The organism is Desulfatibacillum alkenivorans DSM 16219, assembly GCF_900142135.1.
Lineage (GTDB): Bacteria > Desulfobacterota > Desulfobacteria > Desulfobacterales > Desulfatibacillaceae > Desulfatibacillum > Desulfatibacillum alkenivorans.
On record NZ_FQZU01000011.1, the window covers coordinates 39,362 to 60,053 of the forward strand.

Genomic DNA, 20,692 nt, shown 5'->3' on the forward strand with positions numbered 1-20,692 from the left:
CCGAAAAGAATCAGCCCGCCACGCCCAAAGCCCGCAGCACAAGCAGGCAGCCCATGATCAAAATCAGGCCGTGGGCGATGCGTTTGAACCGCTGATCCGACACATGGCGGCAGATGATGGACCCGGCGGCGAGGCCTCCAAGCATCAACGGCGCCATCATCAGATTGACCTTAAGCAGGTCCAGCGAAAACAAGCCCATGTCGGCATAGGCGAAAACCAGGAACAGGTTGGAAAACAAAAAATAGGTCTGCAAGTCCGCCTTGAACGCGAACCTGTCCGTGTGGGTCAGGCTGTTCAGCAGGATGACCGGGGGCCCCGGCATATATACCGAGCCGCCCAGGATGCCCCCCAGCACCCCGGCGGTAAATCCCCATTTTTTGGAAATCTGGGGGACGGTCTTTCCGCGTCCCCAAAGGGACCATACCGCAAAGATAACCAGGGTGACGCCGATCATCAACTTGAGCGTGCTGTCCGGCGAGTGCTTCAGGACCATCAGCCCAAGCAGGCCGCCCGGAATAAACCCGGCGGTCTGGGGCCATACCCTGGAAGGCTTGATATAGCTGCGCAATTGGGTGAGAAGGACCACGTTGATGCACAGATTGAACACGAACAAAAACGGCACGATCTGGCGCACGGGCCAGACAAAGGACATGAGGGAAATTGCCGCAATGGCGAAGCCGAACCCGGCCAGGCCCATCAAGAGGCTGGCAAGAACCACCGCAAAGCCAACCATCAGCAATTCCATTTAGTCCGCTCCTTCCAGCAAGGCGTGAATGCGATCGCACATGCCTATGAATTCCGCCGAGTTCCTGTCCCGGGGCCTGGGCAGGTTGCAATCCATGATTTCCCGAATGCGCCCGGGAGGCCCTTGCATGACCACCACCCGATCCGCCAGAAGCACCGCTTCCTGGATGTCGTGGGTGACAAACACAATGGTTTTTTGGTCCGCCCTCCAGATACGCATCAGCTCCTGTTGCAGCACGTTTCGGGTCTGGGCGTCCAAGGCGCCGAAAGGCTCGTCCATCAGCAGAACCTCGGGGTCGGCCGCAAGAGCACGGGCCACGGCCACCCGCTGCTGCATGCCGCCGGAAAGCTCCGGAGGATAGGCTTTCGCCTGGTCCTCCAGACCCACCAGGCCCAAATATTTTAGCGCCGCCGCCTCCCGCTCCTTTTTGGAAACGCCCTGCATTTCCAGGCCGAAAGCCACGTTGGCCAACACGCTCCGCCAGGGGAACAGGGTGTAGCGCTGGAACACCACGCACCGCTCGGCGGCCGGACCTTCCACCTTTTTCCCTCTCAGGGATATCCTTCCCTGGCTCGGAGATTCCAAGCCCGCAATCAGGCGCAGGGTGGTGGTTTTTCCGCACCCGGACCTGCCCACCAGGCAGACCATTTCGTTTTCTTCTATGTTCAGGGAAAGGCCTCCAACGGCTTCTATCTTCTCGCCGTTGATGTTGGAATACATCTTGGCCACATTCGTCAGTTCCAGCATAATCTATCCCATGCCTCCCCAGAACAACTTGCCTTCCAGCCACCGGAAGCCCCGGTCCATAATAAACCCGATCACGCCGATGGCTGCCATGCCGGCCACGATGATGTCCGCCCGCAAGAGTTCATACGCGTACCAGATTAAATATCCCAGCCCCGAGCTGCTGCCCGGCATCATCTCGGCGGCCACCAGGCACATCCAGCCGATGCCCAGGCCGATGCGCAGCCCCGTGACGATCAGGGGCAGGCTGGCGGGTATGAGAATCTTCACCAGCAAAGGCAAGCCTTTGGCGCCCAAGGTGCGGGCTGACTCGATGTACTCCCGGGGTATGCTGCGTACGCCCTGGATGGTGTTCAGCAAAATGGGAAAAAACGCGCCTATGAATATTATGATCAGGGTGGAAAACTGAATGCCCGACCATACGGGGCTAGTCGCCAGAAAGGGAAATACGTCCGGAACGCCCCGAATGCCCAGCCAGGCCAGGATCAACGGCACCCAAGCTAAAGGCGGGATGGGCCGCAGCATTTCCACGGTGGAGTCCACCATCCGGTTGACCTGCTTAAAATACCCCATGGCAAGGCCAAGGGGCACGGCGGTCAAAACGGCCAGCAAAAAACCCAAAATCACCCGAAGCAGGCTGATGGCCATGTTCTCCAACAGGCTGCCCGTGATCAGAATTTTTTCCGTGGGATGCAGCAATACCGCAGCCACGGCGTCCAGCCTCGGCAAAACGGTCTGCTTGTCCAGCCATATGGCCGCGGCCTGCCAGAGGACTGCCAGGGCCAGGGGCAAGACAAACCTCCCGGCCTGGCGTCCTATGCGTTTTAAAACAAGCATCAGGCGATCAATCCCTTTGCCTTAAGCTGCTCGGTCACGCCGTTCATCATGGAAAAGTCAAAGGCCGCGGAAGCCAAGGCCTCGCCCTGGGCGCCCTTGAGCTTGCCCGTGAACATGCCCATGCCGTCCATGGTCTTGGCGTATTCGTCCACGCTGGTAATCCAGCGGGGAGTCGCCGTGGTGGTGTAGGTCATGCTCTGCATGGCAACGGTTTCCACGGACTCGGAAACGCCCAGCCACCCGGAGCAGGTCTTGGCGGTCAGGTCCTTGCGGGTGTTGGCCAGGTCCACGCCCAAGGCCATGAGCGAAAGCGCCTTGGCGGCCAGGGCAGGATCCTGGGTCAGGAACGTGCTGGCGGCTTCCAGGGAGCAGCAGGCGTGTCCGGCCCAGCGCTGGGCCGGGGGAACGTCCTGGAGGTTGAGGATCAAACGGCCCACGCCCTGGTCGATGGTGACCGACGGAAAAGGCTGGGCGCCGATGATGCCTTCGGAAATCCTGTTGTTCAAAGCGGCGACCAAATTGCCGTGGCCCTTCATGTTGATGAACAGCACGTCGGCCTTTCTGTCCGTGGAGTCTTCGGTATAGCTCACCCCTTCGTACTCCAGAGCGGACCGGAAGATGATCGCGGCCACCGTGTGAGGCCCGGGCATGCCGATCTTGAACTGCTTGCCCTGCCCTTTTACGTGAGACACAAAGGCTTTCCAATCCTGGGCGGGAACGTCCTTGTTCAGCACAAACACGTTCCCGGCCGTCTGCAAGGGGGAGATGATCTTGGTGTCCACGCCTTTATCCACGGACATCAGAATCGCCTGGGTGCCGCTGATGGCGATGTCCACGCTGCCCTGGGCGACCAGCTTTTCGACATCCGGGCCTTTTTTCGTGGGAATCAACTGAACCCGGGCGATGGGAGAGCCGTTGTCGTAAAGCTCGTACAGCTTGGCCGGATTCAAAGGCTTAAGCCAGGTCTTGTATTTTTCCTCGAACATCTCGCCGTGGCTTGCCGCCAGCATCAAAGGCGCGTGATGATCGGAAAGGATGTAAGCCATTTTGATGGTGGGCGTGGAAGACCATGCCATGCGGGGCGCCAAAGGGCTGATGGCTGCTCCCAGGGTTAAGGCGCCGGCGCCTTTCATAAAATTACGTCGCGTCAACTTCCTCATTTCTATACTCCTTCTAAGGGTTATCAGGGCAGGATTAAATTATTTCCAGAAACGCTTCGATGCGGGTGCGTAAGGACTCCAGGTCGCTTTCCCCGTAATCCGTGCATAAATGGAGCACAGGCAGGCCGGGATCATTATTGATCATCCGGCCCAAGGGTTGAGCTTCCACCATGTAGGTGTGGCAGGCGTGCCAGGTGAGATCCACCACGGCGTCAGCCCGGAACAACTCGGCCAACTCCCGGATCAGGGCGGCCCTCCCGTCGTTGGGAGTCAGGCAGGCGCAAGGCAGATTAAGATACCGGCGCGCAATGGCGTCCAAAGGATCGGAGGAATCCTCCTCCACGCCGGTCCAGGCGGCTTTCAGGCTGGTGCAGTTTTCCATGGCGATGACCGTAGCGCCGGACTGTTCGATCAGCCTCAACACTTTGTCCGATCCTTTGCCGATGGGCGTGCCGGTGAGCAAAATGCGCGGGCCCTTCGCCTGCTCAATAGCCGGGGCGTCGCGCAGCACCTCGACCAGAGCTTCCAGGCGTTCGGCGTACTCTTCCTGGTCAGCCCAGAAATTCTTGGCTTCCAGGACGTTCAATAATTCCCGGCCCGTAACCCGGATTTCCCCCCCGGCCAGATTCGCCTCATGCAAATTCCGCAGGGCCTTGCGCACCCGGTTTTGGATGCGTATACGCCTGTTCAGCTCATCAACAGTCAGAGGAAGGCCGGTCAACTCTTCCAAAAACGCGCCGAACCGGTTCACCTCCTCCCGCCAAAAAGCCAGGGAATGCGGCAATGCGGGGTCGTAAGGCAAATGCATGAGATGCACGGGCTTAAGCCGCTGCATGATCTCGTACATCTTCTTTTTACCGTCGCAGGTGGTCTCGCCCACGATCACGTCGGACGCCGCAAAAAACGGGCACGTGTCCGTGACGGCGAATCCGTAGCTGGATTTAATCAACGGACATAAATTGGCCGGGAGCTCCGCTTCCGCCGCGGCGATGGGCTCCTGCTTCTTACCGCACAGCCCAACGGGCAGGGCGCCCGCGGCCCGAATCATTTCCACGGGGGCGAATATGCAATAAATGCCTACAACCTTGCGGCCTTCTTCCCGGGCCTCTTCCAAACTCGCCAGACTTTGCTCCGGCATGTTGTCAAACCCGGTCAACAACTTCTGAATCAAAACAGCTTCCTTTTTATGCTGGGGGTTATTGCTTGTGTAATTTCCAGGATGCACCGGCGCTCTGCAATTTTTTCCAAAAAGAAAAAACGCAAGCGGAAGCCGGAAAACGCCGTTTGTGTATATTATGGTATATGGCAATATGTCTAATCGATAGTATCTATCAATACCTTATCAACCACCCAATTTTTTCAATGGAAATCCCGGTCTCAGCAGGAGGCATTATGGCCGGGATTCAGTAGCTTTTATACATTCGTTATCCAGTCAAGGGGTTAAGAACAGGTAAAAATTGATTCAAGGCTTGCCATAGCCGCCGGGTGTTTGGTAGTATCCGTTTCAGCCAATTCGGCGCCGTACAAAAATCATGCGCTGACCTGCAATAATCTAATCTGATTTGACGCCCGGGGGGGGTGAAGCAAGGACCGTTGGTTCCACGGATCCTTACTTTGGAGGGGACTGCATCATGAGTTTAGCAAGCACCGTATTAAAAAAAGCCTTTGTCTCGAAAGACGTGAAAGAGGCCCACAACCGCATCACCAAAGAAGTGGGCAGCTTCGGGTACGACGCCTGGGGCTATTCCAAGGACGGGGCCGAGATAGGCCTGGGCGTTTTTAAAAAGCTCTACGACCACTATTTTCGGGTGGAGGCCGAGGGGCTTGAAAACATTCCCGCCAAAGGCCGGGTGCTGATTATCGCCAATCACAGCGGGCAGCTTCCGCTGGACGGCGCGCTTATCGCCATTGCCGTAGCCACCAATCCCCATGGGCCGCGGGCGCCCCGAATCATGATCGAACGATTTTTCCCAACGGTTCCCTTTGTGGGCAATCTGCTGAACATGGGCGGCGCCGTGATCGGCGATCCGGTCAACTGCATTCGCATGCTAAGGCGGGATGAATGCGTTGTGGTTTTTCCCGAGGGAATCCGCGGCAGCGGCAAGCTGTTCAAAAAGCGCTACAAGCTCCAGCGGTTCGGATTCGGGTTCATGCACATCGCCATGGAAACCGACACGCCCATCGTGCCCGTGGGAGTTGTCGGGTGCGAGGAAACCATGCCGTCCCTGGCCAATGTCAAACCTCTCGCCAAGATGCTGGGCCTGCCTTACGTCCCGGTGACCATTCCCGTTCCCTTGCCGTCCAAGGTTTACCTGCGTTTCGGAAAGCCCCTGGATTTTTCCGGTGTCGTGAAGACGGAAAAGCAGGTCATAGAAAACGTGGAGGCGGTCAAGGACGCCATCAGGGGCCTGATCGACGAGGGACTTTCGCAGAAGCAAGGCTGGTTCCACTAATCTTAAGTCACGCCGCTTGTTGTTGAATCAATTCGCCGCTGCTATCAATTCACCGCTGTTTTGTTCGAGCGTTACAGAGCTGGGGGGCCAGCATAAGAGGGAGTTCTGATGCCGAAAGCCAAAAAAACCGAAACCGTTGACTGCCAGAGCGTTGAAACCATCCAGGAGAAAAAAAGGCCCCAGGTGCTTGTCACCGGCGCTGCCGGAGTGCTGGCCCAGGAAACCATCAACCGCCTGTCGCAAAAAAAATACGGCGTGGTGGCCATTGATTTCCGGCGCGCGGTGCAAATCGGGGACGACATTCCCAGTTACAAGGTGGATTTTCTCAAACGGGGCTTTGAAGACATCTTCCGGCAGCATAAATTCGACGCGGTCATTCATCTCGGCCGCGTGGGCACGGACATAGGCGGAAGCCATTTTCGCCACAACGCCAACGTGCGCGGAACCCAAAAGCTGTTTGACCTGTGCGTGAAATACGAGGTGGGGCAGGTGATCGTCCTGTCCTCGTTTTTCGTCTACGGCGCCAGCGCATACAACCCGGCCCTCCTGGATGAAGACACCCCCCTCAAGGCCTCGGACCTTTCCCTGAACCTCATTGACACCGTGGAGTTGGACAACCTCTCCCAGATCTATATGTACAAGTACCGCCGGGTTCGCATGAAAATTCTCAGGCCGTGCAACATCGCCGGGCCCGGAGTGCGGAACAACATAGGCAGGCTGCTTTCCCGCAAAGTGGTCCCCGTACTGTGGGGATTCAACCCGGTCATGCAGTTTCTCCATGTTTCGGATATGGCCGACGCCATCGTCAAGGCCTGCGGAAAGCCCAACACCTACGGGATTTTTAACGTGGCGCCAAACGATTGGGCGCCCTACAAGGAAGTGCTCAGGCGGTGCGACATCATCGGCGTGCCCATGGTTTCCATCCCGGACGCCTTGCCCATGTGGATCGCACGCATGGCCGGATGGGAAGCCTTTCCCAGCTATCTGGTGAATTATTTCAAGTATCCCGTGATTGTGGATGGAAGCCGTTTCGCCAAGGCCTTTAACTTCTCACCAAGACGCAGTCTGGAAGAAATCTTCCTCCATTACAGGGAGATGAAGACCAGGCGCTGGGTCTGATTTCCTAAGCAGGCCCTTGCCCCATTGCACCAGAGCCTGGCGCCAGCGCCCCACCCTTTCGGCCCAGGGAATTTTGACCTTCAACCGGTCCATGCTGGAGATAAAGCAGCCGCCCCCGCCCCCGCCGCCGGACGAGCCGGAATCGCCGCCCGAGTCGCTGGAGACCGCGTCTCCTCCAACTTCCGCCTTGTTTTGGGGAACCGCCGGGTCCAGGGTGGTGAATGTGGAGTCCCCGCCGTAATACACCGCGCCGCCGCTGGTCACCTTCACTCGGAAATGATAGGTGGTCGCCGATTCCAAGCCCTCCAGCTTGGCGCCCACGCCCTGTTGCCGGGAGCCCCGGCCGTCGTCCTTGCCGATAACGTATTGGTCCGCTGTAATTTCCTCGCCGTAATCCTCGGACAGGCCGTATTCAAAGACCACCGATCCCTCTCCGGGAGGACGAACCGTCCCTGCCAGGTAGGCGAAGGTTTCACCGACTTCATAAGCCGCGCCGGTTGTGGCGCTGCCCGTGGAGGAGGCGTCCACCCATAATTCAAAGGCGTGGTCCGCGGCGGGGGCATGGGGAGTCCATTCCGGGATATTCACCTCGGGAAAAATGCTCGTTCCCGTTTCCAGGCGGACGTCGTTTCTGGAAACCACCCAATACGCCTGGGGCGTCCATGTCAGTTCCGCCTGAATCACAAGCCAGTATTTCTTCCCGGGCTCGGGCGAAAATTCGGGGTAAAGCGCCGTTTGATATTCGTAGATATCCTTGTCCCGGTAATATAAATTTTCGCCGCTCTCGTCCCCTGGTATGTTCCAGGAGGCGGCAAGATCGCCGGGCTCGCCCGCGCCTGAATCGTCGTATATATATATGTTCCAGGAGTCGGGCGTGACCGGATCGGCGCGCAGTTGCCGGCTCCACCAATGGATCCGGTTGATATTGCCCACGGGGGACTCGAACATAAAGTCATCCGCGCTCATGGCGTTGAAGGGATAGGCCGCGTCCTTCTGCGACGTGTGCAGCAACGTGCTGGTTACGTCCGGAGGCTGGGACCACACCTTGATGGAGTCGTCCGTGGTAAAGCTCCTGTCCTGGCCGTAGGAAGTGCCGAAATCATTCCTGGCCGCAATGCGGAAATGATAGGTGGTCAAGGGCTCCAGATTGTTGGCCAGAATGGAGGCGGCGACGGCGCCGGTGCCCGAGCCCGCGTCCACCCATTCGGTGCTTCTGCCGTAATAGGTGGTGGAGCCGAACTCAAACCGGTATTGGGTTTCCACGCCGTGAGCGGTCACCTCGCCCTTGAACATGGCGGAGTGGGCCAGGATATTGGCCGGCGCCAGCGTCTCCGCCGTGGGCGCCAGGGGATTGCCGCCGGTGGCGAAAACCCGGTCCGCGCCGTAGTTGATTTCCTCGCCGTTGAAAGCCGCCACCCGGTAGTGATAGGTGGTCTGGGAGTCCAGGCCGTTAATTTCTATGGCGATGCTCTTCTTGCCTTCCGAAGCCGCAAGGTGCACCGAGGCAGTGGCGTGATCGTAATCCGCATCCACGCCGTATTCCACCCACACTTCCGTGTCCTTGCCCTCGGTGTCCACCGTGCCGCTGATCACTGCGGAATCCTGTCCGATCACCGGAGCGTAGCCCGTGTTAACCACCGGCCAGTCCGCAGGCGCCAGAAAAGCGACCGCGCAGGCGACCCGGGCGGAATGGTATTTGATGCGCATATATCCGTTTTCGCCCCAGGAGGTTCCCCAACTGTTGCGCAAAATCCAATACCCGTTGTTTTCCGCATCCCCGTTATCGTTCCAGCCCACCAGCACCACGGCGTGATTGGTCGGAGCATAATACTCGGGCGATGCATCGCATTGAGTGTTGCCGTCTTCGTAAATCCCGGATTGATAGGCCAGAAAGGCCGGGCCGGCGTATACCGCCGCAACCACCGCTCCGTAAGTCAGAATAGCCGCCTTGATGGCCTCCACGTCCCCGCTGGGAACCCTGCCCCACGACTCAAACACCACCGGCGCGTCGCCCGCGTGCTGGTAAATCCCGGGATCTTCCATCACGTAAGGAAAATCGCTTTCCTGGACAATGCCTTCCTGAGTCAGGGCCTCCACCTCCGAGTAGGTGTAGTCCGCATCATCGCATCCTCCAAAGTGAGAGGAGTAAGGCTCGATGCCGCCCAGATGCCAGGCGATGTAAGACTCGGAAAAATCCGCAACGTCCGAGCCGCTCCGCTGGGACGCCGTGTTGTAGACGCCCTCGGCGGCGCCGGCGGCCGCAAAGGCGTAGCACGAGCCGCAATCGCCCTGGTCCTTGATGGGGCCGATGAAAGACTTGCCGTCCACGTCCCGCAAATCAAAGCTGGAAGGGATGGCGTCCCAGTCTCCCCCGTACTCGAACCAAACCTCCTGGCCGATGGCCATAAGCCTCGTCAGGCGGGGCGCGCGGCGTCCTAAAAGCTGCTCCAGTTCCTCGGGATCTTTGTTGAAAACGGGATTGGGGCCGACCTGAAAGTCGTAATTGTTTTGGGTGATGCTTTCGCGGATTTCCTGAAGTTCGGCCTCCTGAACAGAGGAAGCGTCGTCTGCGGCCAATGCGGAGAAGGATATAAACAGTCCGATTGCGGAGAATACGGCGATGATCAAATATCGGGAAAAATCCTGCAAACGCATGGGCGCCTCCGGCAGCTTTCACAGCCTGCGCGGCAAACCCGGTTTGGCTCGGCCTCCCTGCCCGCCTTTCCGGTGAGAACTATTTAAAAACCTGCTGACTTCCCTGTTCCTGGCAGCCGGGGATGGTCCCCGGATAAGTATCCTGGCCTGTTCTCTTTGAATATCGGCAGAAACCCCGATTTCCTTAATGAAAAAACAAGGCAGCCCCGGCAGCAGTACCCTGCCGGGGTGCGCAACAAGCACACGTAGTTCAGCTTGTGCGGAATTGGAGGCCGAACAACTTGGATTTCCGGAGACTCGCTTTTTTCATAGGGGCAAATTCACCCTTCCACGGGGCGGTTTTTCCAGGGTATTTTTCCGGAGCGTCCTTTTTGGGGTTTTTTTACCCGGTTTTCAGGCCATAAAGGGACTATGGGGGCAAGGGTTGAAGAACGCTCCAGGCCGCCTTGAATGTGGGTTCGGCTCCGAAGGCGGCGGCCGACATTTTTGTAAGAAGAAAATCGGGGACCGGCGGCGAATTGTGAACTACTTCACATTTTCATAACCTTTGCCGGAAGAACTCCAAGGGGCCTAGCGGTGAAAATCCCCAAGCATGCGGTGAAAAGTCCCGCTTCAGTGGATTGCAGGTGGAAAGAAATCACTGGGATTATTGTTATTTTCCTGAAATTGTTCGTTTTTAATAATATTAATTTTTTATTTTTTTTTCGGACTTTCGCCCACCTTGTCTTGAACTACAAAAATGTCGGCTTCTTACAAAATTGTAGGCGAAATTGGCCCAATGCAGGAGACCTTGGCCGCCCCAAAAAAAGAATGATGTTCATTTTATCTCTGATCTTAGTAGGTTAACGGCGTTAAAAACATACCGCCAAAATTATGGCATTTTTTTTGCCTGTTTGTGAAACCATTTGTGACGCAAGACCCAGCCCCATCGCCAGGATGGGCCTTTGTGGATTTCAACGCTTGTTATAGAAGACTTGGCGAAGAGAAAAAGCGATTGATTATCAAAATCAATACTTGCTTTTTTTCGCTGGCACGATTATTGGAAGTGCCTATCAACAATCTGTGGTTGTGCGACAGGAAGGAACTGAGAGCGAACGAACCCCTCCGTTTCCGCCTGCCCTGATCCGGGCCCATTTGTCCGGAATTCCGGGGCGAAACCGAAGAGTTTTTTTAAGTCCGAACCGCACCAATCGATACAGGGCGCTCCTATGCGTTACCATGCGCGTGGAACGCACAGGTTTATTGCGCCCTGCGGATCGATCTGGCCCGGAGCCGGCCTTCCGCCCAACGGGCGGGGCTCTTAGTCCTTTCTCCGCAAAATCAAATTGCGAAAAATGACGTGGACGCTAAGTCCTGCCTGACATTCTTCACCCCGATCAGGCTGTTGCTGCCGCTATTCAGCTGTTAGCCTGCATCCGGGATTTCATGTCAAGCCACGCGGATAGGGATGTCTCCCTCTTCCGCCGTTCTACGTTCCTGCCGCTTGAAAAAGCATAAACTTTTCCCCGGCAGCTTGGCGAACTCAGACTTTTCGCGACAAATGAACAGGGTTCCCGACCGGTTTCCGTGCGCTGGGCGCACCGATCCGCCGGTAGTCCCGTTCCGAACCCCTTTAACCGGAGGGCCAGGGCCATGCCCCGGAACACTCGAAAGGAATATCGACAGGTGTTCCCTAAAACTTTAGGAAATTTTTTAAAAAAATTCCCTGGCGCCGCCTGCAGTTTCCAACAATTTGAATTTGCTGGAAATCGAGATGGACAAAATCCCCTTGCAAGATTCCCGGGGCGTCCCCAAGCAGGCTTCCGGTGACTGATATTTAGATAAACGGCCTTGTGACAGTTTTGAGTTGAACCTTTTTTAACGATTTTGGGCCTCAGGCCCGCAGCAAAGGATGAAATGCACGGATTTTTCCCATCTTCCCGCTCCCATGCCGAACGGGGTTATCGCGCCCGCGCTCTGCAGGCCTCTCGTTCCCATGCTTTGCGTGGGAATGCACACGGAGGACGCATGGGGGAAGTGGAGATGAAAAACGGCGTATTTCCCTCGTTCCTGTGCTCCGCACGGGAATGCAACTTGGAGCTGCGAGGGAAAACAAACGACGTCCTTTCGTGCAAACCCTTTGAAAACAGTTTTGGATTTTGGACTTTGTTTTTTTTGGACAACCTTTAACAACCACTTTTTAAACTTAGGGAGGATTTAGAATTTTGAAAGGAAACAACAAGGAAAAATGTAAACCCAACAACCCGAACCCTTTAACCCTAAACCCAACTTGCACCACTAAACATAGAGGAGGAGTACACATGAAACGTTTGGCAATCGCAGCAATGGCAATCTTCGCAGTCATCACCCTGACCACCGGCGCCTGGGCCGTGGGAACCGGAGCCGGCGCAACCATCTCTAACACCGCATCCGTATCCTGGGACGTGGGCCCCGGTTCTTTCACCGGAAACAGTAACACCGACACCATCACCGTGGACGAACTCATCAATGTGGACGTCGTCCAAACCGACGCCAACAACATCCCGGTTGAAATGGGCGACACCCTGGCCGTGACCACCTACACGGTCACCAACATCGGCAACGGCACAGAGCAGTTTAATCTGACCGCCCTGAGCGCCATCACGGACGGGGACGATGACTTCAATCCCTCCCACCGCTTCATCTACCTGGAAACCAACGGCAGCGCCGGCTATCAGGCGACGGATACTCAGTACACCGGCCCCGCCCAGGTGGAATTGGATGCTGATGAAGTCATGACCGTGTACCTGCTGAACGACATTCCCAGCACCGGCCTCAGCGACGGCGACCTGGGTAAAGTCCGCCTGACCGCCTACTCCGACACCACCGGCGCCGTGGCAAGCGCCGGCGACCACTATGCTGGACAGGGCTCCAACGGCGCTGCCGACGCAGTGGCCGGCGTCACCGCTGGCAGGGACAACGACGAATGGTTCTACGAAGTCGTGGCCGTGCAGATCGCTGTCGTCAAAGCCTCTTCCGTTGACGATGGATACGGCGGATCCGCCGCCATTCCCGGCGCCGTCATCACCTACTCCCTGGCCGTGACCGCCACGGGCTCCGGCGACGCCACCAACGTGGTGCTTGAAGACTCCATTCCCGCCGGAACCGAATACGTGACCGGCAGCCTGCAGCTGGACGGCGGCGCTCCCGCCGGAACCGACTTCACCGACGCCAGCGACAGCGACGGCGCTGATTATGACTCCGGCGTGGTGACCTTCACCCTGAACGACATCACCGATCTGGACACCTACAACACGGCTGACGGCACCCATACCTTCACCTTCCAGGTGACCATCATCGATACCGGCGTTACTCCCTAGTAACCCGGAAAGGGGAATATTATGAAAAAGGCCACTCTCATCATTGCTGCAACACTTGTTATCGCGCTTATATGCGGCAGCGCGTTTGCAGCCAACGGAATCAAGCTCACGAACACGGCGCAAAAAGAAACCATCGTGACCAAAGAGGACGGGACAAAAGAGGTGGTTCTGGAACAGCCTGAAAAGGTTCTTCCCGGCGACACCATTGTGTACACCATATTCTACGAGAACCAGGGAGAGGAAGTCGCTGAAAAGGTGGCGATCAACAACCCAATCCCGGAAAGCACCATGTACCTGGACGGCAGCGCCGCCGGTGTAGGGGCGGTGATTCAGTTCTCCGTGGATAATGGCGCCACCTTTGACTTCCCCGGCAACCTTAAAGTGAAAACCCCTGAAGGCGCCGAGCGCATGGCCGGGCCCGGCGATTACACCGGAATCCGGTGGACCCTGGGCTCCGACCTGCCGCCCGGCGGCAAGGGGTCGGTCTCATTTAAGGTTAAGATCAAGTAACCAAAAAATCCGCGGGCCGAAAGGCCCGCGGACCTGAAAGACCATGAACCATGCTGTTTATAACTTATTGTAAAACCTTGGAGGAAAGACCATGAAAAGCACAAAAAGGCTTTTAGCCTTGGCTCTTGTGGTTGCCTGCGCAGCGCTATTCGGCGCGCAGAACGCCTTGGCCACTGAGTCCGGGACTACAGTGACGAACAATGCAACCATTTCCTACGCCGTAGATGGCGTTGATCAAGATGATGTTACCACCGACACCCCCGCCACCTTTGTCATTGACCAGTTGGTGGACGTTCTCGTCGTTTCGAACTCCAATCCCGAGTATGTGACCCCGGGTGAAACCACCCCTTACCTTTCGTTCACCGTGACCAACCAGGGCAACGACTATCAGGACTTTGTCCTTACCCTGTCCCGGGGAACCGCGGAAAACGACATCTACGACGAGGACAGCAGCATATTGAGCAACCTGACCTTGTCCACGCCGACTGCCGGGTACTCGGTGGCTAATGACGGAACCAACGACTATATTGACGAATTGGCGCCCGGCGACTCGGTGGAAATTCGCGCCACCTACAGCCAGGTCCCCTCAAGCGTCGTAAACGGCGACGAACAGGACATCATCCTGCTGGCCACAGCCCGCGCAGGCCATAACACGGTTACGGGCGCAACAGGCGCAGGGGCTCTTGGAGCCGTTCTGGTCGCCACCGGCCTTAGCACCCCCGACACCGCCGGATCCGTGGACATCGTCTTCGGCGACGAAGCCGGCGACGCTTCCGGCGATATCGCCCGCAACGCCGCCCACAGCGACATGGCCCAGTTCGAAGTTCAATCCGCCTCGATCTCCATCACCAAGAGCAGCTTCGTTGTTTACGACGGCGTCAATGTGGTCTCCTCCGGCGAGGAGCCCAAAAGAATCCCCGGCGCCTGCGTAATATACAGGGTGGTGGTGACCAACGATGCCGGAGCGGCCGTTTCCGCAAACTTGGGCAACATAACGGACGTCTTGCCCACCGCGTACGTAACCATGGCCAGCAATTTCTATGACGGCGCCGGAGCCACCGCTAATGGCCCGGTGCGCGTGTTCACCATGAACAGCAATCGCGCCAACGTGGAAGCCGACGCAAGCAGTCCCAGCGGCGTTTACTACACCACGAACTACACATTATCCGGCAGCACGCTCACCGTTGACCTGGCGGCCATTCTCGCTGCCGAAGGTTCAGCTCCCAATGAATATGAAGCTGGGGAACTCAAGCCTGGTGAAAGCGTGTATGTGGATTTTGCAGTGCTGATCGACTAGCAGGGAATCCGGTCAGTTAATACGGGCCAAGAACCAAATCAGTACACAGGAGAACCAATCAGCAGTGTTTCGGTCTTTCTTCCATAAGCGCAACGGGCGCGGCTCCGGTCTACCGGCCGGAGTTCGCGCTCTGGTGCGCCTATTGGCTGCATGCCTTGCACTGCCTGACAACCTTAAACAAGGGCTCAGGCGGCGCACGTTCGGTGCAATCTTGCGCCGGGGTGCGCCCCTGCCCTTTGTCGTTTTATTGTGCCTGGTGGCCGGCGCCGCAGCCTACGCCGCCGAACCGGGAGACGTCATAATTAATATTGCGTATGGCAGCTATGACGCTGGAACCATCACCGGGATACCCATTGAATCCAATAAAGATGAAATCACGGTGGTGTCCGCCGTTAATACATCGTCCGTCATCCAACTCATGCAGTACGCCCCCACGGCCCTGGACGCGATCTTGGTGGATGTGGACGCCACCCAGGGCCGAAGCAGCGGCGCAACAGGCGATCCCTTTGAACCGCTTGATCCGCCCGTCCCGTTTGGAAGGTCTGCGGCCATCGACCTGGACGACCCGGTTCCGCTTTTGGAAGCCGAGGTATACCACGGCGGCGAGCCTGTCTTTCTGATGGTCACGGATGAAGACCAGAACGCAGACCCCACGGTTGCGGAAACCATTCTGGTGACCCTGACCGTAGAGGCCACCGGCGACGTGGAACTGGTGATCGTAAGGGAGACCGGGCCTAATACGGGCGTGTTCGCCGGATACATCCAATCCAACGTATCGGCCAGCGGCGTGCAATACGACGGATACCTGGACGTGGTGGACGGCGCCGAAATTTTGGCCGAATACACCGATCCCACGGACGGAACCGACAAGACTGCCGCAGCGGCCATGGTGGATCCGTCGGGCGTGGTGTTCAATTCCTCCACGGGCGAGGCGGTGGACGGCGTGACCGTCACCTTGATCGACCTGTCCACCGGAAACCCGGCCGTGGTATACGGCGATGACGGAACAAGCATCTTCCCGTCCTCCATCGAGTCCGGCGGATCCGTGACAGACAACGGGGGAACGACCTACAATTTTACAACCGGCGGTTTCCGCTTCCCCTATGTGCTTGCCGGGGATTACAGGCTGGAACTCAAGCCGCCCGGGGGCTATTCCGCGCCCTCCACCGTATCCACGGCCGTGCTCCAGGCTTTGCCCAACGCGCCCTTTGATATCCGAACGCCCGGCTCCAGGGGCGAGGATTTCTCCATCGCAGCGGACGGAGGCTTGGCATTGGACGTTCCTGTGGACCCGGACAAGGGCCCCTTGTGGATTACCAAGACAGTCAATAAGGACACGGCCGCCATCGGCGACTTCGTCCAATACTCGGTCACGGTGGAAAACAGCTCGGACGCCAACCTGACAAAGGTTTTGGTGACCGACCACTTGCCGCTTTCCTTCCGGTATCAATCCGGCTCCTTAAAGGTGGACGGCAAAAAGAGGAAAAACCCGGACCTATCCAAGGACGGCCGCACCCTTTCCATTGAAATCGGAGCGATCAAGGCCGGCGAAAGCGTCAGTATCAATTACGTCGCGGAAATCACCGTGGGAACGCCTTTGGGAGACGCCGTGAATACGGCCCAGGCTTTTGAAATCCTCGGGGGCTCCCATAGCAGCCGCAAGGGCTCGGCCCCGGCGGGCTACCAGACCGGCGTCGTTTCCAACGAAGCCCATGCCGCCGTCCTCATAAAGGACGATTTCTTCAATGACCGCTCCATCATCATGGGTCAGGTGGTGGCCGACCATTGCCCCTCCACCATTCCGCCCAAGGAAGGCGAAGAGCCGATCAAAGAGCATGCGGTCAAGGGCGTCCGCGTCTTCCTGGAAGACGGCCAATACGCCGTGACCGACGAAAACGGCATGTACCATTTTGAAGGGGTCGCGCCCGGCGTGCACGTGGTGCAGTTGGACGAGTTCACCCTGCCGGACATGTATGAAGCCGCCTTCTGCGAGGAAAACACCCGCCATGCAGGCAGGCCCTTCTCCCAGTTTGTGGACCTGCAGGGCGGAACTATGTGGCGTTCCGATTTTTATGTTGCCACCAAAGGGCCTAAAACCGGCAAAGTTCTTTTTGAACTGACCGGCCAGGCTCAGGAAAAACACGATACGGTCAGTATCAACGTTCATGCCGAAACCGTGAACTTGAACAAAGTCATCGCCACGATTTTACTGCCCAAGGGTGCATCCTACATTTCCGGCAGTTGCAAAAAAGACGGCAAGCCCAGCCCCGACCCCACGGACGCGGGCGGCGCATTGATTTTCCGAATTGGAGACCTCAAAGGAGACGAGGCGGCTGTATACACCGTTGAGGTGAACCGGGGGGATCTTGATTACGGCCGGAACTACAAAGCGGTCTGCATGTTCAGCACCCCCACGGAAAAAAATAAGAGAGCGCCCAAGATTCAGTGGTCCCCCTCACAGGAGTCGCCGGATGAAGGCAGGTGCTCTATTGAAACCAAGGGCGCCCAGCCCGGGACGGCGCCTATGGAAGAAAAAAGCAACGAAAGAGTCAATCCGTTGGATGCTTTTGACAAAGCCTGGATAGAAGAACAGAATCCCGGCTTGGAATGGGTGTATCCCAATCCTGAGTTCCTGCCGCCTATCCCGGCTGTGAAACTGGCCGTCAAGCACCCGCCGTCTGAAAAACTCAAGATCCTTTTAAACGGCGAAGAGATTTCACCATTCGGCTATTCCGGTTGCGTAAAGAACAGCGCCAAGACCGTGGCCGTTTCCAAGTGGATCAGTGTTCACATAAAAGACGGGGACAACCTGTTTGAGGCGGTCTGCTACAACTCCGAAGGGGTCGAGACGCAACGGTCCGCGAAATTGATCCATTACTCCACCCTCCCCGTGGACGCCAAACTCCAGGAAAACGACTCCGTCCTTATTGCAGACGGAAAAACCTTTCCGGAAGTGCACATTCTGTTCCTGGATGCCACGGGCAATCCTGCACGTCCCGGCATCGTGGGCGAGTTCTCGGTGGACCCGCCCTACTCCGTGTATCAGGAATCCAAGGCCGTGAAGGCAGACCCGCTCGCCCCCAGCCAAGAGGAAGAGGGAAGGTACAAAATTAACGACAAAGGCCAGGCTGTCATGAAACTCATGCCCACCAGCCAGTCGGGCGAGGCCATTATCCGCTTTAAATTGGACGGCAAGGATTTCGAAGAGCGCGTCTGGCTCAAACCCGGCAAGCGCGACTGGATTCTGGTGGGCCTGGCCGAGGGCACGGCGGGATACCGGATTGTCAACGGGCATCAGGAAAACCTGGACGACGCGGACCTGGAGGACAAGTGGTACAAGGACGGCCGGACCGCCTTCTTCGCCAAGGGCCAGATCAAAGGCGAATGGCTGCTGACCCTGTCCTACGACTCGGAGCGCGATTCCGACGAGGCCCGTTTGTTCCAGGACATCGACCCGGACGAATACTACACCCTGTACGGAGACGCCTCCACCTCCGGCGCCGAGGCCGCCAGCACGGAAAAACTTTACGTCAAGGTGGAGCGCGGCAAGTTCTACTCCATGTACGGCGATTACGACACCGGCCTGACCATGACCGAACTTTCAGCCTACTCGCGCACCTTGACCGGCTTCAAGACCAAGCTGGACTCCAAGCACGTGTCCATGGATCTGTTTGCTGCCGAAACCAACCAGGCCTTCGTCAAGGACGAAATCCGCGGCGACGGCACGTCGGGCCTGTACTACCTGTCCCGCCGGGACATTGTGGAAAGCTCGGAAACCGTGACCATCGAAACCCGGGACCGCCATAAGAGCCAGGACATCATCTCGTCCGAATCCCTGTCACGCAATGTGGACTACACCATCGACTACGACCAGGGAACCATCTTCTTCAAGAGCCCGGTCATGAGCACGGACGACGGATTCAACCCGGTCTACATCGTGGTGGATTACGAGGCCGAGGACTCGGACGACAAGAACGCCACCTACGGCGGCCGGTTAGCCTTGAAGGCCCTGGACGAAAAGGTGGAACTGGGCGGAACCCACGTGCATGAGGGCGGAGAGAATACGGAATCCGACCTTTTGGGCGCGGACCTGACCGTGGAAGTGACCGAAAACACCGAACTCAAGGCCGAATACGCCCACACGGACAGCGAACAAAGGGGCGAAAGCTCCGCAGGCGAAGCCTACCTGGCCGAGCTTTCCCATAACGGCGCCAAGGCCGACGGCAGGGTGTACTACCGGAAGCAGGGCGCGGGATTCGGCGTGGGCCAACAGAACGCCAGCGAGTCGGGCACGGAAAAATACGGCGCCGAGCTGGAATACCACGTGACGGAGAAGCTGGACGCAACCGCCGAGGCATACCGGAACACGGATCTTGGGACGCGCGCACGGGACGACATGGGCGAGGCCACGGTGGAATACACCCAGGACCGCTACTCCCTGGAAACCGGCATCCGGGCCGGCGAGGAGAAAACCGGCGAAGGCGACGTCAACCGGGTGACCCAGGTATTGGGCGGGGCGTCGTTCAACTTCCTGGACAAAAAACTGGTGTTCCGCGCGGATCACGAGCAGACCGTCAGCAACGACAACGACAACACGGAATATCCCACCCGCACCACCCTGGGCGTGGATTACCGGATCATCGAGCAGCTCAGCCTCTTCGCCCAGGACGAAATGAGCTGGAGCGGCGACCAGGAGACCGAAAGCATCCGGGGCGGCTTCAAGCTCACTCCGTGGAAGGGCGCCAATTTCGACACATCCCTGGAACAGACCAGGGATATTTCCGAGGACCAAGATCCGGCCACGGCCACCCTGGCCAATTTCACCGTGGGCCAGAACGTGACCTTGTTCGAAAAATGGAAGGTCGACGCTTCGGTGGATCACTCCCGCGCCTTGGACAAGACAGGCTATGACTCCGGATCGACCGCCCTGGACAGCGACTTTACGGCGACCTCCTGGGGCGTGCAGTATACGGAAAAGGATTGGAGCGCTTCCGCCAAGGTGGAATTCCGCTTCGCCGACGACGTGGACAAGTGGAACGCCTCCGTGGGCTGGTACGGAGAAGTGGACGACGGCCTGGGAATCTCCCTGGGCGCTTTGGTCACCCGCAACGATTACAACGTGGAAGGCAATGAGGACGCCTCGGGCGACCTGCGCATCGGCCTGGCCTGGAGGCCCAAGTTCTCCCGCTGGATCGTGCTGGACCGCCTGGACCTGATCTGGGAGGACGACAATGACGCGGATTCGCCTTACGAAACCCGGAAGTTCGTCAACAACCTGAACGCCAACTACAAGACCGGATACCGCACCCAGGTTTCCTTCAAGCACGGCGCCAAGTACGTCCTGGACAACATCGACGGCGGCAGCTACAGCGGCTTCACCGATCTCTACGGCTTGGAACTTCGCTACGACGTCGCCAAAAAGTGGGACCTGGGACTCCGCGCCTGCGTGCGCCACTCCTGGAATTCCCACCAGTTGCAGTACAGCACAGGCCCAAGCGTGGGTTACAACCCCTTCACCAACGCCTGGGTGGGCGCGGGCTACAACGTGATCGGATTCCGGGACGAAGACTTCACGGACGGCGATTTCTTCACCCAGGGCTTGTTCTTCCAGTTCAGGCTCAAGTTCGACCAGTACACCAAGGAAGAGCTGGAACAAATCTTCGGATTCTGATCGGCGCGGAGACCGCGCAACTACGGTGCAACTACGGCGAGGAGACCTCGCAACTGCATCCGGGTTGCAACGATCTTCAACGCCGTGTAGTGCAGACCCCCGTGTCTGCCATGGGGTCTCGGATGGCGCGGAGACTGCGCAAATACCGCGAGGAGAACCTCGC

The 20,692-nt window shown here is 57.8% G+C and carries 12 protein-coding genes; 6 read left to right on the forward strand and 6 right to left on the reverse strand.

From position 1 onward, the window contains the following. Positions 1-10: 10 nt before the first annotated feature. Genes BUE18_RS11020 through BUE18_RS11040 form a run of 5 tightly spaced genes read right to left on the reverse strand, consistent with a single transcriptional unit; the run spans position 11 to position 4,657 of the window. Positions 11-745 carry a sulfite exporter TauE/SafE family protein gene (locus tag BUE18_RS11020; RefSeq protein WP_073475638.1) on the reverse strand — a complete coding sequence of 245 codons (735 nt, stop codon included), beginning with the start codon at positions 743-745 and terminating at the stop codon, positions 11-13. Beyond that, positions 746-1,492, reverse strand: coding sequence for an ABC transporter ATP-binding protein (locus BUE18_RS11025; protein ID WP_073475640.1), 747 nt, complete (start codon positions 1,490-1,492; stop codon positions 746-748). A gap of 3 nt (positions 1,493-1,495) precedes the next feature. Beyond that, a complete protein-coding gene (locus BUE18_RS11030) occupies positions 1,496-2,281 on the reverse strand; it encodes an ABC transporter permease (RefSeq protein ID WP_244549310.1) in 786 nt (261 codons plus the stop codon). A 44-nt stretch (positions 2,282-2,325) separates the two neighbouring features. After that, on the reverse strand, positions 2,326-3,486 hold the full coding sequence (locus BUE18_RS11035) for an ABC transporter substrate-binding protein (RefSeq protein ID WP_073475643.1): 1,161 nt from the start codon (positions 3,484-3,486) through the stop codon (positions 2,326-2,328). Between the two features lie 34 nt (positions 3,487-3,520). Continuing rightward, positions 3,521-4,657, reverse strand: a complete 1,137-nt coding sequence (locus BUE18_RS11040) for a double-cubane-cluster-containing anaerobic reductase (protein WP_170868330.1) — start codon at positions 4,655-4,657, stop codon at positions 3,521-3,523. Between the two features lie 460 nt (positions 4,658-5,117). Here BUE18_RS11040 and BUE18_RS11045 point away from each other — a divergent pair, with 460 nt between their 5' ends. Next, a complete protein-coding gene (locus BUE18_RS11045) occupies positions 5,118-5,939 on the forward strand; it encodes a lysophospholipid acyltransferase family protein (protein ID WP_073475645.1) in 822 nt (273 codons plus the stop codon). Positions 5,940-6,047: 108 nt separating this feature from the next. Continuing rightward, on the forward strand, positions 6,048-7,058 hold the full coding sequence (locus tag BUE18_RS11050; protein ID WP_083610944.1) for an NAD-dependent epimerase/dehydratase family protein: 1,011 nt from the start codon (positions 6,048-6,050) through the stop codon (positions 7,056-7,058). Here BUE18_RS11050 and BUE18_RS11055 read toward each other — a convergent pair. Beyond that, positions 6,990-9,713, reverse strand: a complete 2,724-nt coding sequence (locus tag BUE18_RS11055) for a C1 family peptidase (protein WP_083610945.1) — start codon at positions 9,711-9,713, stop codon at positions 6,990-6,992. The genes BUE18_RS11050 and BUE18_RS11055 overlap by 69 nt on opposite strands. A 2,300-nt stretch (positions 9,714-12,013) precedes the next feature. Between BUE18_RS11055 and BUE18_RS11065 the strand changes: the two genes are divergently transcribed. From BUE18_RS11065 to BUE18_RS11080, 4 genes are all read left to right on the forward strand, one after another. After that, complete coding sequence (locus tag BUE18_RS11065; protein WP_073475649.1) at positions 12,014-13,051, forward strand: DUF11 domain-containing protein; 1,038 nt, start codon at positions 12,014-12,016, stop codon at positions 13,049-13,051. Positions 13,052-13,072: 21 nt separating this feature from the next. After that, positions 13,073-13,561: a DUF11 domain-containing protein gene (locus BUE18_RS11070; RefSeq protein WP_073475651.1), complete on the forward strand. Its 489-nt coding sequence runs from the start codon at positions 13,073-13,075 to the stop codon at positions 13,559-13,561. A 91-nt stretch (positions 13,562-13,652) separates the two neighbouring features. Further along, a complete protein-coding gene (locus BUE18_RS11075; protein ID WP_073475653.1) occupies positions 13,653-14,858 on the forward strand; it encodes a COG1361 family protein in 1,206 nt (401 codons plus the stop codon). 64 nt (positions 14,859-14,922) lie between these two features. After that, positions 14,923-20,529, forward strand: coding sequence for an isopeptide-forming domain-containing fimbrial protein (locus tag BUE18_RS11080; RefSeq protein ID WP_139264687.1), 5,607 nt, complete (start codon positions 14,923-14,925; stop codon positions 20,527-20,529). Positions 20,530-20,692 lie beyond the last annotated feature (163 nt).

Bases quoted from the DNA above. Each gene is read 5' to 3' on its own strand.
- BUE18_RS11020 (WP_073475638.1), bottom strand. From the start codon at position 745: ATGGAATTGCTGATGGTTGGCTTTGCGGTGGTTCTTGCCAGCCTCTTG.
- BUE18_RS11025 (WP_073475640.1), bottom strand. From the start codon at position 1,492: ATGCTGGAACTGACGAATGTGGCCAAGATGTATTCCAACATCAACGGC.
- BUE18_RS11035 (WP_073475643.1), bottom strand. From the start codon at position 3,486: ATGAGGAAGTTGACGCGACGTAATTTTATGAAAGGCGCCGGCGCCTTA.
- BUE18_RS11045 (WP_073475645.1), top strand. From the start codon at position 5,118: ATGAGTTTAGCAAGCACCGTATTAAAAAAAGCCTTTGTCTCGAAAGAC.
- BUE18_RS11050 (WP_083610944.1), top strand. From the start codon at position 6,048: ATGCCGAAAGCCAAAAAAACCGAAACCGTTGACTGCCAGAGCGTTGAA.
- BUE18_RS11055 (WP_083610945.1), bottom strand. From the start codon at position 9,713: ATGCGTTTGCAGGATTTTTCCCGATATTTGATCATCGCCGTATTCTCC.
- BUE18_RS11065 (WP_073475649.1), top strand. From the start codon at position 12,014: ATGAAACGTTTGGCAATCGCAGCAATGGCAATCTTCGCAGTCATCACC.
- BUE18_RS11070 (WP_073475651.1), top strand. From the start codon at position 13,073: ATGAAAAAGGCCACTCTCATCATTGCTGCAACACTTGTTATCGCGCTT.
- BUE18_RS11075 (WP_073475653.1), top strand. From the start codon at position 13,653: ATGAAAAGCACAAAAAGGCTTTTAGCCTTGGCTCTTGTGGTTGCCTGC.